Genomic DNA, 13,921 nt, shown 5'->3' with positions numbered 1-13,921 from the left:
TGGGGGTCTCTTAAGGAAATTCTGCCGATCCGCTCACACGATCGGTCGTGATTGTTGCTAGAGATCGTCTCTGGTGAGGACCGGCTTTCGCCTCCCGTGATGCGGTTTTCGGTGGTCAACCCGAAGGCCCGTACGACCCGAACAACCGACCCTGGATTGGGGTTGATTCTCGGGATTCAGAACATTCCCGTAGGGACCAAGTGCGGTTCGATCGGCGAGCCAGCGCGAGCCATCCAGACGCTCAAAGTCCGCCTCGTTGGCTTCTCTCAGGAGGGAGTGGAGTCAAGGGAGGAGGGAAAGACCTCGCACGACTTTCATCGATCGCCCATAATGAACCGAGCACCCCTGGGTGTCGTAGAAGTTGGAACACCTGTCCGCCGGAACGAAAGGACCGGCCGGTTCGTGGGTTCTTCCTCCGCCACGTTAAAAACAAGGAAATCCAACCTTGCCTGCCACATCGATCGATATTTATGACGAAATCGAGGCCCTGAAGGTCGAGAAGGACGCGACGATCCTGGCGCACTACTACCAGGACGGCGAGATTCAGGAACTGGCCGACTTCACCGGCGATAGCCTGAAGCTCGCCCGAGCCGCAACCACAGTCGACACGGGCACGATTGTCTTTTGCGGCGTTCACTTCATGGCCGAAACGGCCAAGATGCTGAACCCCGAGAAGCGTGTGTTGCTGCCCGACCTTCAAGCCGGCTGTAGTCTGGCCGACAGTTGTCCGGCTCCGCTCCTGAAGCGTCGGCAAGATGCACTTCGGGCCGCCGGAAGGCATTTTCAGACGGTCACTTACATCAACAGTTCGGCTGCGGTCAAGGCGCTGTCGGACTGGATCGTGACCTCGGGCAATGCCGAGGAGATCGTCCGCAAGATTCCGGAGGATGTTGAGATCCTGTTCGCTCCCGACCGGCATCTCGGCTCGTATCTGGAGGAGGTCACGGGTCGGAAGATGATTCTCTGGGAAGGGGCGTGCATGGTTCACGAAGTCTTCAGCGTAGGCGATTTGCTGAAGATCAAACGCCGCCAGCCCGACGCGAAGACGATCGCCCACCCCGAATGCCCGGTGAATATTCGGGAACATGCCGATTATATCGGCGGAACCGAGGCCATGATCCGCTTCGTCGAGGGTTTCCCTGATCCGACGGAGTTCATCGTGGCCACCGAGGCCAACATGCTCTGGCAGTTGCAACATGCCGTGCCGCGGCACACCTACCTGCCCGCTCCTGGAATCACCTGCGCGTGCAACCTGTGCCCTCATATGGCACGCAACACGCTGGAGAAGCTTCGTGATTGCCTGAAGAACGGTCAGCCAGAGATTCACTGGCAGCCGGAATTCGAACAGGCAGGTGAGGTGCTTCGCCGCAGTCTTCTGAAGTAAGACGCGGACGTGTGTGAGATGCGGCCGAGCGATCGTCGTACCCGGCCGCGTCTCGAATGCGTCAACGCCGTCGCTTCTCGGCCGAGGCGAGCCCCTTGGAGATGAGGTCGAAGGCCTCCGCCGGCTTGAGATCTTCCAGAATGTCGAACATGACCGAGAGGACTCGACTGACGTCGGCGGCGTTGATCTGGACCTTCGGCGTGTCGGCCCGACGGGCAACCTCTTGGTAGAATTCGGTAAGCTTCATCGACGCGACTCCTCATCGGTTCAATGGAACGATCGACTCTTTGCGAGAGGGCTTGATCGGAAGGTTGAAGCGTCCGACCTGCTTCAACGATTCCATTGAAATGAGTGGTTCTCGGAGCCTGGAACCAAGAATTTGGCAATCCACTGCCGGTTCTTCCGGTTAAGGTGACGATTCGGCTCGTAAGCTTGGGTAAGAGCCCCGTTGATTCCGCATTCCAGGACCTCAACATTTCTCTGCGCCCGTGTCGAGAGCGAGCGGTCTTCCAGGAACCCGAAGGAGTCTGACGGTCATGGATCCCACCGAGGTGAACCCTGGAGAGACCGGCCCGATCGAAGAAGTCGAGGTTCGGGGCCATATTGTCGATTCGCTCCTGTTGCCGAAGATCCTTGACCGGATCCTTCAGATGGGCGGCACGTTCGAGATCCGCGAGTGCACGATCGGCACCCGCCGCGTCGATCCGAGCCGCGCGGTCATCGCGGTCAGGGCCGAGACGGCCGATCGACTGGACGAGATTGTCGGAGACGTGATCGAGCATGGTGCCTGGCCGTTGCACCCCGAGGATGCTCGGATCGAACCGGCCGACGTGACCGGGGCCTTCCCCGAAGGGTTCTACAGCACGACGAACCAGCCGACCCAGGTTCGGATCGGCGGGCGATGGATCGACGTGGCCGATCAGGAGATGGATTGCGGCATCACGATTGACGCGGAAGGTTCGTCGGCTCGCTGCATTCCGATGGCGGATGTCTCGATGGGAATGCCGATCGTGGTAGGCCACGATGGTGTTCGCGTCCTGCCGATGGAGCGCCCGAGGGAGTCCAGTCCCTTCGCCTTCATGAGTTCGAGCGTTTCCAGCGAGAAGCCGAAGGCGGTGAGCCTGCGAAGCGTGGCCGAGTCGATTCGAGCGACTCGGGCGGCAGGGAAGAAGGTGCTCCTGGTCGGCGGGCCGGCGATCGTGCATACGGGGTCGGCCGGGCATGTCGCGCGGTTGATTCGGGAGGGATGGATTCAAACTCTGTTTGCCGGGAACGCCCTGGCGACCCACGACATTGAGCAGGCCTTCTACAACACGAGCCTGGGAGTGGATCTGGAGCAAGGCGAGGCAATCGAGCACGGTCACGAGAACCACCTGCGGGCGATCAACACGATTCGGAGAATCGGAGGAATTCGCCAGGCGGTCGAGACCGGCCGATTAACTTCGGGGATCATGTTCGAGTGTGTCAAGGCCGGGGCCGACGTGGTGCTGGCGGGGTCGATTCGGGACGATGGCCCGCTACCCGATGTGATGACCGACACCCTGGAGGCGCAGCGAGCGATGCGGGCTGCGTGCAAGGGGGTTGGCTTTGCCCTCCTGATCGCCTCGGCCCTGCATGGAATCGCCACGGGAAATCTCTTGCCGGCGTCGGTTCAGGTGGTTTGTGTCGACATCAATCCGGCGACGGTGACGAAACTGGCGGATCGAGGAACATTTCAGACGATCGGCATGGTGACCGATGTTGAGCCCTTTCTCCGTTCGCTTGCTCTGGAATTGACCGGGGCGTGAGGTGATTGAGGGGTGCCTCTGCGGTGATCAATCGGGAGTGCTCGCCATGTCCTCGACGCGCCGAATCTTGATGTGTCCGCCAACGTATTTCAGGATCGACTACGAGATCAATCCCTGGATGAATCGCCGTATCGGCAGTGATCCGGGCGAGTCTATGCGTCAATGGCAGGCGCTCCACGATGCGTTGATCGATCTGGGGGTGATGGTGGAACTGCTCGACCCGGTCGAGGGGTTGCCGGACCTCGTCTTCACCGCCAACGCGGGCTTGGTGTACCGGAACCTGTTCCTCAGCTCGCGATTCCGCTATGGAGAGCGGCAAGGAGAATCGCCGATCTTTGACCGTTGGTTCGCCGATCACGGCTTCCAGATCGAGCACACGCCGGGGGATCACCACTTCGAAGGGGCCGGCGACGCCTTGTTTTGCGGTGAGACATTGTTCGCGGGGTATCGCTTTCGGTCAGACGCGAGGACGCTGCAGTGGGTCGGCGACCGGATTGGCGTGGAAGTCTTGCCCCTGGAACTGGTCGATCCGAGGTATTACCACCTCGACACCTGCTTCTGCCCGATCGCTCCCGACGCGGCGATCGCTTTTCCTGGAGCGTTTGACGAGTATGGTCGATCGGTCCTCGGGGACCGAATCCGGACCCTGATCGAGGTTTCGGCCGAAGAGGCGTTCTCGTTCAGTTGCAACGCCGTGGTGGTTGGCCGGTCGGTGATCTTGAACGAAGGGGCTCCGAAGCTGGCGAAAGCTCTGGAACGCCACGGCTACCATACAATTCCCTTGAAACTGACCGAATTCATCAAGGCCGGAGGCAGCGCCAAGTGCCTGACCTTCCGGCTCGACGGCGAGGATGCCGCCCTGTGGCGATCGATCGCGGACCGATCGGCGGCTGTTTGACAGTCAGATCCTCGCGCGGGTCCACTTCCGAAAGGGTATCCTTCCGTGCGACAGCTTTATGTCCTGCGCCACGGCATCGCAGTGGAGCATGGAACTCCAGGCTTTGAGGACGACGAGCGGCCGTTGACCCCCAAGGGTCGGAAGCGATTGAAGGAGCAACTCCGCGGGCTCAAGGCTCTTGACGTCATGCCCGATCGGATGCTGGCCAGCCCCCTGCCTCGCGCCAGAGAAACGGCCGAGATTGTGGCCAGGGGTCTCGAAATCGAAGATCGGTTGGAGCTGGTGAACGAATTGCGTCCGCAGGCGTCGGCAACGTCGATCCGCCGGTGGCTCGAGGTCCTGCCGGGCGAGTCGGTCATGATCGTCGGCCACAATCCCGCGTTTTCGGAATTGATTTCCGTCTTGCCGCTCGGCGCGGGAACTCCCGTGGTGGCCGAGTTGAAGAAAGGGGGGCTTGCCTGCTTCGAAGTGGACCCGGCGGGGCGGTACTCGTTGGAATGGTTGGTGACGCCTCGGGTTCTGAGACGACTGCGAAGCTGATCTGTATGACCCGCGAGCCGCTCGACTCGGGCAATGGGCGATTCGGCCTGTCTCAGGCCGAGCGATCCGGCAACCCGAGTCGACAGAGGGCCTCGCGCATGGCCTCGGGAAACTCTCGCCGAACGGCTTCCTCTTGCAACGCGGTCTGCGCACGCAAGGCGGGAGCATCCGGTTCTGGGTGGAGCCGTTCGTAACTGCCGTCGGCGCAAAGAAGTCGGGATTTTGTGTTATCGACCAGATAGACGCCGAGCAATTCCCGGACGATCCGGGAGTGGAGTCGGGGGTCTTCGACCGGGAACATCAACTCGACGCGACGGTTGAAGTTGCGCGGCATCCAGTCGGCCGAGGAGAGGTATACCTCGGGATCGTTGCCGTTCTGGAAGTAGGCGATTCGAGAGTGTTCGAGGAACTTGTCGATGATGCTCACGACCCGGATGTTCTCGGAAATGCCGGGAACTCCGGGGCGAAGGCAGCAGATCCCTCGAATGATAAGATCGACCTGAACCCCCGCCTGTGAGGCGGCATAGAGCGAGGCAATGGTGCGGGGATCGACGAGTGAGTTCATCTTGGCAATGATCCGGGCCGGCTTGCCGGCCTCGGCGTGCCGACGCTCGCGGTCGATCATCTCCAGGACTCGGTCGACGAGGTGATACGGCGCAACCACCAGTTTCTGCCAGTCGTGGCCCTGGGAGTAACCGGTCAGGAGGTTGAACAGGGCCGAGGAGTCGTCGCCGAAATCGGGGCGGCAGGTAAAAAGCCCGAGGTCGGTGTAAAGCCTCGCGGTGGTCGGGTTGTAGTTCCCGGTGCCAAGGTGAATGTACCGGCGGATGCCATCGGGCTCTCTGCGGACGACGAGCGCAGCCTTGCAGTGCGTCTTGAGACCGACCATACCGTAGACGACATGGACGCCGGCCTTTTGGAGCATCCGGGCCTTGACGATGTTGTTTTCCTCATCGAGCCGGGCCTGGATCTCGACCAGCACCGTGACCTGTTTGCCGTTGCCCGCGGCCCGGGCGAGGGCGTCGATGATCGGGTTGTCCTCCGCCGTTCGGTAGAGGGTTTGCTTGATGGCGAGGACCTGAGGATCGACGGCCGCCTGTTCCACGAATTGAACGACGGCGTCGAACGACTCGAAGGGGTGATGGACCAGGATATCTCGATCCCGGATCGCCTCGAAGATGTTGGCGTTCGAGGCCAGGGCCGATGGAAGTCGAGGCTCCCAGGGGGGTTCCTTGAACTCTCGGTAGCCCTCGATCTTGCAGAGCGAGGCCAGGGCCGAGAGGGCGACCGGGCCGGGAACGCGGTAAACGTCGCGGTCGTCGAGGTCGAGCGCCGGAGCATTCTGGAGGAGTGAGACGAACGTCTCGTCGGCCCGATCGGAAATCTCCATGCGGACGGCATCACCCCACATCCGCTTGCGGAGATTCTCTTGAATGATTGAGAGCAAGCTGGATTTGACGTCGCTTTCCTGAATGCTCAGGTCACTGTTTCGGGTGACCCGGAAGGCGGCATGAGCGACCACGCGGAAGCCGCCGAAGAGGGAATCGAGTCGGGGGCCGATCACGTCTTCGAGCAAGACCAGGCGATGTTGGCCGACCTCGTCGGAGGGAAGACGGACCAGTCGGCTGAGGACCGACGGAACCTGAAGGACCGCATAGAGCTGCCGAGGGGCTTGAGAGTCGGTTCGCTTGCGGTTCCGCTCCTGGCGCTCCAGGCGAAGAATCAGGTTGAGGCTTTTGTTGTGCAGGTGGGGGAAGGGATGGGCGGGGTCGATCGCCAGCGGGGTGAGAACCGGGTAGACCTCGGTTTCGAAGTAGGTGTCGAGAAAGGTGTTTTCGTCCTCGGTCAAGGCGTCGGGACTGACGACCACGATGCCGGCCGACGCCAGCTTGGGTAGCAGATCGTCGATCCAGGTTTCGTATTGTCGGGCGACGAAATCGCGGGATCGACGGCCGATTTCGAGGAGTTGGGTCAGGGCGCTGAGGCCGTCGGGCGGGGGGTCTTGCGGTTCGAGTTGTTCGTAGATTTGTGCCTGAAGCCCGGCGACGCGGACCTCGAAGAACTCGTCGAGGTTTGAGGCCGTAATGGCCAGGAACCGGAGTCGTTCCAGCAAGGGGACCGAGGGGTCTTGGGCTTCTTCAAGCACGCGCTCGTTGAAGTCGAGCCAGCTCAGCTCGCGGTTGATGAACAGGGAGGAATCGAGCGAGAGGCCGTCGGGAACCCCCTCGGGGGTGGCGTAGGGGATGGGAATGGTTTCAGATCGCGTTGGCTCGGACATCTCGGACGTGCCTTCCTCGCCAAGGTCAGGAGGCCCGAGCGGTTCGGGAGGCATCGGCCGCGTCGAGTCTGGCCCGAGTCTCCAGGTCTCGGAGCACTCGAAGGTTGATCGCGTCGAGATCCTCGCCGCCCTCGGTTCCTTTGGGCGTTTCCAGAATCATCGGCAGCGTGGCGAATCGCGGGTCGGCCACGATGTGGGCGAATGGTTCCAGGCCAAGCTCACCACGACCGATGCCGGCGTGGCGATCGACGCGGCTTCCGCACGCCTTGACGCTGTCGTTGAGGTGCCAGACGCGGACTCGTTTCAGACCGATAATCCGATCCAGCTCCCCGATGGTTTCATTGTACTCGTCTCGGGTGCCCAGCCGATAGCCCGCGGCGAAGATGTGGCAGGTGTCGACACAGATTTCCAGGCGATCAGCCTCATGGACCTGGTCGAGAATGGCGCTCAGGTGCTCGAACCGATGCCCGAGGCAACTCCCTTGCCCCGCCGTCGTTTCCAGCGCGATGCGAGCCTGAAATCCGGTCGTGCGTCGGTGGATTTCGTCGAGGCCCGCGGCGATCCGGGTGAGTCCCGCCTCCTCGCCACTGCCGACGTGGGCGCCGGGATGGCTGACAAGATGGCGGATGCCGAGCGCCTCGGCCCGCTCGAGCTCGATCACCATGGCATCAATGGACTTGTGCCAGAGTTCATCGTCCGGACTGGCCAGGTTGATCAGGTAGGAATTGTGGGCCACGGGAGAGCCCACGCCGGTTTCCGAAAGGCTCTGGCGGAAGGCGGCGACCTGGTCATCGGTTAAGGGTTTGGCCTTCCACTGGTTGTTGCTCTTGGTGAAGATCTGAACGCAATCCATACCCAGGGCCGCGGCGGCCCGCACGGCTCGGTCGTGTCCTCCGGCAATGCTCATGTGGGCGCCGAACATCCTCGGGACCCATTTCGATTGCGAACGAGGTTTGGCGGGCATCCTTGGTCCTTCCTTTTCCTCGGCGGGTGCAGGGGCGATCCCATCGCGAAGCATTGAGGGCACTGTATCGCAACCCACGGGGATCGGCCATGTCAGCTCCCGACCGGCAGACCGGGAGGCCCTCGGGTGTTACGATGAGCCCTCTCGAACGATCTGCAGGGAAAATCGTGTCCTGGTCGTATTCAGGCGGCGCAAGCGACGGCGCGTCTGTTTTTTTCGCAATCGGAATGGCTCATGCCCCGCATTTCCTCTCGATTCTTGACGGCGGTGGTCGTGACCCTCGCCACGATTGGGGTCATCGGCGCGGCGGGCTTGAACTGGGGAGGGCATACGATGGCCGTTCCCGGGACGCTCGGTGGCGGGATCGGCGAGTTCGAAACGACGGGATGGGCGGGCCGATTGATCGTGGGCCCGTTCTGGTTGCCGAACTGGATGGTCGTTTTCGCCGCGGGGATTGTCTGCTGGTGCTCGTGGCTCCGGGCGGTCGGGATCGGCCGCATTCCGGCGGTCTTGCCGATTGCCTTTTCGCTCTATGGAATCGCTCACGCGGGCACGATGGTCTTCCTGTTCTCGGGAGGGCCGAAGGCGACCCTCGGCCCAGGGGCTCCGCTCACGGTGCTGGCCTTCGCGGTAATGCTTGTGATGATCCTTCAGGATGTGATGCTTCATGCCCGACACGCACGATCGGGATGACGACGTCAGGGCTCGGTTGGTTCGTCGGGAAGTGAAGAAGATTCCGGCGTTTCTTCTTGGGAAACATCACTGAGATAGGTTCCGAGCGAGGCCCAGACCTCAGGATTGATCGACCGAGAATAGACCCGAACGCTCCCATCCATCAGAAGCACGCGAACCCCTTCCACGTGTCCGCTTGATGCGCCCATCAGGGCGGTTCGGCCTTGCTCGTCGATGCATGATCGAGGGTTCTGGGGAACGAGTGCGTGCGAATACAGCGTTGATCTCCAACCGAGTTCCAGCCAGGACCGACCGGCGTCGGTCTGGAGCGGCTCGCCGGGAACCTCAGGACAGCCTTCCCGAGGAACGGGACCGGGGACGAGCTGGTAATCCCGGCTCGTCTCGGTTGAGGTCCCCGCGGTCCCGACGAGCCGTTCGGCGAAGGCCGCGGTATAGGACGCACCATCACCAGCCTCGACCTCGTTGAATCCGATCGAACCCCCTGGCATGAACGGGCCACCACGACCCTCAGGCTGATCCCCCGTGTTCGCTCGATAGTTGACCGGTGCGGGAAAGACTCGAGACGTGGCGATCGGGTCGGACGGGCAGACAAAATCCGGAAGGTAACGCTCCGAGATCGGTTCTGAGAGCGGTGGGGCAGGTTCCGAATCGGGTTGAATGTCGAGCCCGGTCACTTCCGTTCTGCCAAGCTGTTGCAGGATCGCCGCGAGAGGTCCTTGAGAAGCGTTGTTCCGATCCTCCAGTGGAGCGACGTAGGGCACGCGCTGAGTCACCTGTTCATAAAGCTGCATCGCAAGACCGATTTGCTGCAGATTCCGAGAGCAGGTGGCGGATCGAGCAACCTCACGGCTCCTTGCCAGTCCGAGCATGAGCAACAGGGCGAGAATGGCGACGACGACGAGCACGACCAGTACTTCGGCTGGACCGATTCCCCTGCGGGGCACTCGTCGAACGGCGTAAGGAGCGAACCGAGCGACCGCGAAGACGGCGGTAGAGCGTGCATGCATAAGGAGTTCCGTTCGGAGTTCGGGGCAAGCCGATTGACCTGGCAACACGAAGGTCCAATGGCGGTCTGACCGATCGTCGGCAATCGTCGCCTGGCGAAGCAACGATCAGCTTGACGGAACCGGATCGACTGGCCCGGCCGATCGAGTCTTCAGGAAAGCGGTTGCGACGATGATGGATTCTACGGAATAATTCAGAGGCGTGAGTCTCTCTCCCCTTGTCCCTCCACTGTGATGATCGCTCGCCGTAGTCGCGGGCGGAGAACGTACGAATGGCCGACGAAACGCTACTGGACTTGCTCGACGACGTACGCGGCAAGACGCTCAAGGAATTGCAAAATCTCGACGACACCCACGCCCGCTGGGCCCCGCCCGGCCTTCAGAACTCGTGCCTCTGGCACGCCGGCCACTCCTATGTGGTCACCGAGTTCCTGACCCTGAAGGGCCTTGGTCGGGAGCCCCAGATTCCCGAGGGTTGGTTCAAGATGTTTAGCTGGGAGAGCAACCCGGCACACATCTCCCCCGAAAACTGGCCGCCCCTCGAAGAGGTCGTCGCGGCCCTGAAGGCACAGCACGAACGGCTTCGAGGCGTCATTTCGGAGCTGACCCCCGAACAACTCGGCGCCAGTGAGCCTGGCAACCCGAACCGAACGGTTCGGTACGGCATTGTTCATGGCCTGCACGACGAAGCCCGACACAGCGGAGAGATCTCCTTGCTTCGGAAGCTGATGAGTCGGACCTTCGTGGTCCAGTCTCCGCCAGCGTTCTGATCGGGCACGGTGTCTGCGTGCAGGATCGTTTCCAAAGAATCGTCCGACCCCGGCCTGCACTGGTGACTGGCAGGCCAGGGTTTCACTCTTATAATGTCCCTGTTTAACATGCGCCGAAATCGTCGAACGATGCGAGACGTTTTGGCGTAGTATCCGTAATTGAGCCACTGGAAATCGTCCATCATTCGCACCTTGCATGAGCCGTTCACTCGTGACGCCATCGGATTCAAACCAGTCCTCGGCCTTTGCTCGATCCTCGTACCCCAGAGGGTTTCAGTAGCACGCTCAAACCCTTGAGATTCGATCGAATCCGAGGGAAATTTGAACGGAATATGCTGCCCTCGATCCCTCGCTCCGCAGTGCGAGCGAAGCGATCTTCACCCTGCCCTCCTGGCCGAAGATTCCACCGAACGAACCCCGCCTTTCAACCACCGAGCCGACTCGGGAGCCGAATCGATGAGACCGCCGACCCTCGCGACGACGCGATCCCTCGTTCTGGCCGCCTGCTGGGCGGTATTCGCCGCGGTGCCCTCACTGGCCGCCGACGACGCGAAACCCGAACCTCGGATCGATTTTGGCAAGCAGATCCGGCCATTGTTGTCGGATGCCTGCTTCGCATGCCACGGACCGGATTCGGCCACCCGAAAGGCCGATCTCCGGCTCGATCTGAGGGACGAGGCCCTTGCCGATCGGGGTGGATATGCGGTGATCGTTCCCGGCGACGTTGAAGCGAGTGAACTGGTTTACCGGATCACGAGTGAAGACGAACTCGATCGGATGCCTCCAGAGTCGCACGAGGCACTGACCGCCGAGCAAATCGAGCTGATCCGGACCTGGATCGAGCAAGGGGCCGAGTGGGAAGAACACTGGTCGTTTGTTCCGCCGACCAAGCCCGAGCCGCCGGTCCTCGACGATAATTCCTGGGTCCGGAACCCGATCGACCGATTCATTCTGGAACGATTGATCCAGGAAAACCTGGAACCGTCTCCCGAAGCGAATCCTGAGGCCCTGGTCAGGCGGGTTTATCTCGATCTCACGGGGTTGCCCCCGACTCCGGCCGAGGTGGACGCCTATCTGGCCGATGATCGCGAGGACCGTTACGAGCAGCTTGTGGACCAACTCTTGCAATCGCCTCAATACGGCGAGCACATGGCCCGCTTCTGGCTCGACGCGGCGCGGTATGGAGACACGCACGGCCTGCACCTCGACAACTACCGAGAGATGTGGCCGTATCGCGACTGGGTCGTCAACGCCTTCAATCGAAACCTCCCCTACGATCAATTCGTCATCGAACAGCTTGCCGGCGACCTTCTGCCGGACCCGACACGCGACCAACTCATCGCCACCGGATTCAATCGGGCCCACGTGACCACGAGCGAAGGGGGATCGATTGAGGAAGAAGTCTACGTCCGGAACGTCGTCGAACGCGTGGATGCGACCGGGACGGTCTTCCTCGGCCTGACGGTTGCCTGTGCTCGCTGCCACGACCACAAATTCGACCCGATCTCGGCCAAGGATTACTACTCGCTATTCGCCTTCTTCAACTCGATCGACGGCAAACCGCTCGACGGCAACGCCAAGGCCCACCCGCCGGTCATTCAGGTCCCTTCCCCCGAGCAGGAAGCCGAACGAGCCCGGCTGGACGAGCAGATCGCGGCGATCAAGAGCCGCATTTCCGAGGCCGTCGCCGCCATCGGCTACGATCCGGCAAGCGACGATGACCAGGGTGAGTACGTGCGTCGTGATGACTTCGTCTGGATCGACGATGCCCTGCCAACCGGGGCCAAGCCCTCGGCCGAGGCTGACTGGTCGTTCGTTTCCGAACCGAATCACCCCGTTTTCTCGGGTGAGAAGGCCCATCTGCGAACCTCCGAGGGACAGAGTCAGCACTTCTTTACCGAGGCAACGCAAGGTCTGCTCGTGGGTGAAGGTGACACCCTGTTTGCTCACGTCTTCCTGGATCCGGTCAATCCTCCGAAGGAGATCATGCTTCAGTGGAACACCGGATCGTGGAAACATCGGGCCTACTGGGGAGAGAACCTGATCGACTACGGGGCCGATGGCACCACCGAACGCCTTTCCAAGGGACCGTTGCCGACGACGGGCGAATGGGTTCGTCTGGAAGTCTCAGCCGCTGAGGTCGGCATCGCACCCGGAACGACGATTACGGGCATGGCCTTTACCCAGCATGGTGGCACGGTCCGGTGGGATGCCGCCGGGTTGCGGACATGGACCCCGCAGCCTGGGAAAACCTACACGAGTCTCGCGGGCTGGGTCCGTGACCAGAAGATTCTCGGTGACAAGGCTGGCCTCCCAGGTCCGATTCGGGCCATTGTCGAGAAGGCACCGGCTGATCGCTCGGAGGACGAGACCCGGCAACTCCGTGACCACTTCGTTCGATTCGCCTACGCTCCGGCTCGCTCAACCTTGAGTCCCTTGCTCGACGAGTTGGCCTCGGCCGAATCGGCGAGCAAGACCCTCGAGGAAGCGATTCCGACCACCCTGGTCTGGAAGGAGATGGCCGAACCGAAGCCGGCGTTTATCCTGAACCGAGGCGAGTACGAGGAGCGAGGGGAACAGGTCGGTCGCGCGACTCCTGAATTCCTGCCCGACTTGCCCGAAGGGGCGCCGCTCGACCGCATGGGCCTGGCCCTCTGGCTTGTTGATCGCTCCAACCCCCTAACCGCCCGGGTGGCCGTGAACCGGCTCTGGCAGCAGGTCTTCGGCACCGGGCTGGTGAAGACATCCGAGGACTTCGGTTCTCAAGGAGATCCGCCCAGCCATGAGGAACTGCTCGACTGGCTCGCGGTTCAGTTCCAGGATGACGGATGGGACATCAAGACGTTCATGAAGCGGCTGGTCACCTCGGCCACGTATCGCCAGACGTCTCGAACCACCCCCGAGCTGAACACGCGCGATCCGAAGAACGTGTTGCTTGCCCGCGGACCTCGGTTCCGGCTCGATGCCGAAACGCTTCGCGACCAGGCCCTCGCGGTGTCGGACCTGCTCGTGGAACAGATTGGCGGCCCGGGCGTGAAGCCTCCACAACCGTCCGGTCTCTGGGAAGCGGTTGGCTACACGAGCAGCAACACGGCGAAGTTCCAGCCCGACTCTGGACGAGAAAAAGTTCACCGGCGCAGTCTTTACACCTTCTGGAAACGAACGGCTCCGCCGCCGCAGATGACGACCTTCGATGCTCCGTCTCGGGAGTCCTGCACGGTGCGTCGAGAGCGGACCAACACCCCGTTGCAAGCGTTGCTCTTGCTGAACGATCCGCAATACGTCGAGGCCGCCCGAAGTCTGGCCGAGCGGACGCTTCGTGAGGCGGGCCCGTCGGTCGAGGAGCGGCTCACCCACATGTTCCGCCTGGCCACCGCTCGCCGTCCCGAAGCAGACGAGATCAACGAGCTGAATGGGACCTTTGACGAGTTGCTCGCCTCCTATCAATCCGAGGTTGAAGAGGCCCGGGCGCTGATCACCGTGGGTGAAACGCAACCCGACCCGGCGTTCGACCCGGCCGAACTGGCCGCCTGGACCATCATCGCGAACACCTTGCTCAATCTGGACGAAGTGATCGTGAAGGGCTAACCCCCGCCCCGACCT

General features: G+C 61.8%; 11 protein-coding genes. 7 read left to right on the top strand and 4 right to left on the bottom strand.

All coding sequences use genetic code 11. The features are described 5' to 3' along the window. Positions 1-445: 445 nt before the first annotated feature. Entirely contained in the window at positions 446-1,384 is a 939-nt protein-coding gene (gene nadA / locus GA615_RS08035; RefSeq protein ID WP_152050765.1) for a quinolinate synthase NadA, read from the top strand. Between the two features lie 61 nt (positions 1,385-1,445). On the opposite strand, the gene GA615_RS08030 is transcribed toward nadA, so the two are convergent. Then, on the bottom strand, positions 1,446-1,631 hold the full coding sequence (locus tag GA615_RS08030; RefSeq protein ID WP_152050764.1) for a hypothetical protein: 186 nt from the start codon (positions 1,629-1,631) through the stop codon (positions 1,446-1,448). 289 nt (positions 1,632-1,920) lie between these two features. Between GA615_RS08030 and GA615_RS08025 the strand changes: the two genes are divergently transcribed. The 3 genes from GA615_RS08025 to sixA all read left to right on the top strand — a co-directional run bounded on the left by GA615_RS08025 (position 1,921) and on the right by sixA (position 4,609). Continuing rightward, positions 1,921-3,171: an ornithine cyclodeaminase gene (locus tag GA615_RS08025; RefSeq protein WP_152050763.1), complete on the top strand. Its 1,251-nt coding sequence runs from the start codon at positions 1,921-1,923 to the stop codon at positions 3,169-3,171. 118 nt (positions 3,172-3,289) lie between these two features. After that, positions 3,290-4,069 (top strand): dimethylarginine dimethylaminohydrolase family protein, encoded by a 780-nt coding sequence (locus GA615_RS08020; RefSeq protein WP_235905219.1) that lies wholly within the window; start codon positions 3,290-3,292, stop codon positions 4,067-4,069. Between the two features lie 45 nt (positions 4,070-4,114). Continuing rightward, positions 4,115-4,609, top strand: a complete 495-nt coding sequence (sixA, locus tag GA615_RS08015; RefSeq protein ID WP_152050761.1) for a phosphohistidine phosphatase SixA — start codon at positions 4,115-4,117, stop codon at positions 4,607-4,609. A 52-nt stretch (positions 4,610-4,661) separates the two neighbouring features. Here sixA and ppk1 read toward each other — a convergent pair whose 3' ends face one another. Then, the gene (gene ppk1, locus GA615_RS08010) at positions 4,662-6,887 is read right to left on the bottom strand and encodes a polyphosphate kinase 1 (RefSeq protein WP_152050760.1); all 2,226 of its coding nucleotides are present in this window, start codon (positions 6,885-6,887) and stop codon (positions 4,662-4,664) included. A gap of 25 nt (positions 6,888-6,912) precedes the next feature. Then, complete coding sequence (locus GA615_RS08005) at positions 6,913-7,809, bottom strand: deoxyribonuclease IV (RefSeq protein WP_261343929.1); 897 nt, start codon at positions 7,807-7,809, stop codon at positions 6,913-6,915. 276 nt (positions 7,810-8,085) lie between these two features. On the opposite strand from GA615_RS08005, the gene GA615_RS08000 reads away from it, so the two are divergent. Beyond that, complete coding sequence (locus GA615_RS08000; protein ID WP_152050758.1) at positions 8,086-8,544, top strand: hypothetical protein; 459 nt, start codon at positions 8,086-8,088, stop codon at positions 8,542-8,544. A gap of 5 nt (positions 8,545-8,549) precedes the next feature. Here the strand turns inward: GA615_RS08000 and GA615_RS07995 are convergent, their stop codons facing one another. After that, entirely contained in the window at positions 8,550-9,551 is a 1,002-nt protein-coding gene (locus tag GA615_RS07995) for a DUF1559 family PulG-like putative transporter (protein ID WP_152050757.1), read from the bottom strand. A gap of 269 nt (positions 9,552-9,820) precedes the next feature. Here GA615_RS07995 and GA615_RS07990 point away from each other — a divergent pair, with 269 nt between their 5' ends. Together GA615_RS07990 and GA615_RS07985 are read left to right on the top strand one after the other, a co-directional pair. Then, positions 9,821-10,318 carry a DinB family protein gene (locus GA615_RS07990; protein ID WP_152050756.1) on the top strand — a complete coding sequence of 166 codons (498 nt, stop codon included), beginning with the start codon at positions 9,821-9,823 and terminating at the stop codon, positions 10,316-10,318. A gap of 456 nt (positions 10,319-10,774) precedes the next feature. After that, positions 10,775-13,906 carry a PSD1 and planctomycete cytochrome C domain-containing protein gene (locus GA615_RS07985; RefSeq protein ID WP_152050755.1) on the top strand — a complete coding sequence of 1,044 codons (3,132 nt, stop codon included), beginning with the start codon at positions 10,775-10,777 and terminating at the stop codon, positions 13,904-13,906. The last annotated feature ends 15 nt before the right edge of the window (positions 13,907-13,921 follow it).

It is taken from the genome of Tautonia marina (assembly GCF_009177065.1).
In the GTDB taxonomy this organism is placed as follows: Bacteria; Planctomycetota; Planctomycetia; order Isosphaerales; family Isosphaeraceae; genus Tautonia; species Tautonia marina.
The sequence above is the reverse complement of the archived record's forward strand: the minus strand, read 5'-3'. Positions and strand labels throughout refer to the sequence as shown.

Coding starts and splice junctions, on each gene's coding strand:
- GA615_RS08030 (WP_152050764.1), bottom strand. CDS start 1,631: ATGAAGCTTACCGAATTCTACCAAGAGGTTGCCCGTCGGGCCGACACG.
- GA615_RS08025 (WP_152050763.1), top strand. CDS start 1,921: ATGGATCCCACCGAGGTGAACCCTGGAGAGACCGGCCCGATCGAAGAA.
- GA615_RS08020 (WP_235905219.1), top strand. CDS start 3,290: ATGAATCGCCGTATCGGCAGTGATCCGGGCGAGTCTATGCGTCAATGG.
- ppk1 (WP_152050760.1), bottom strand. CDS start 6,887: ATGTCCGAGCCAACGCGATCTGAAACCATTCCCATCCCCTACGCCACC.
- GA615_RS08005 (WP_261343929.1), bottom strand. CDS start 7,809: ATGTTCGGCGCCCACATGAGCATTGCCGGAGGACACGACCGAGCCGTG.
- GA615_RS08000 (WP_152050758.1), top strand. CDS start 8,086: ATGCCCCGCATTTCCTCTCGATTCTTGACGGCGGTGGTCGTGACCCTC.
- GA615_RS07995 (WP_152050757.1), bottom strand. CDS start 9,551: ATGCATGCACGCTCTACCGCCGTCTTCGCGGTCGCTCGGTTCGCTCCT.
- GA615_RS07990 (WP_152050756.1), top strand. CDS start 9,821: ATGGCCGACGAAACGCTACTGGACTTGCTCGACGACGTACGCGGCAAG.
- GA615_RS07985 (WP_152050755.1), top strand. CDS start 10,775: ATGAGACCGCCGACCCTCGCGACGACGCGATCCCTCGTTCTGGCCGCC.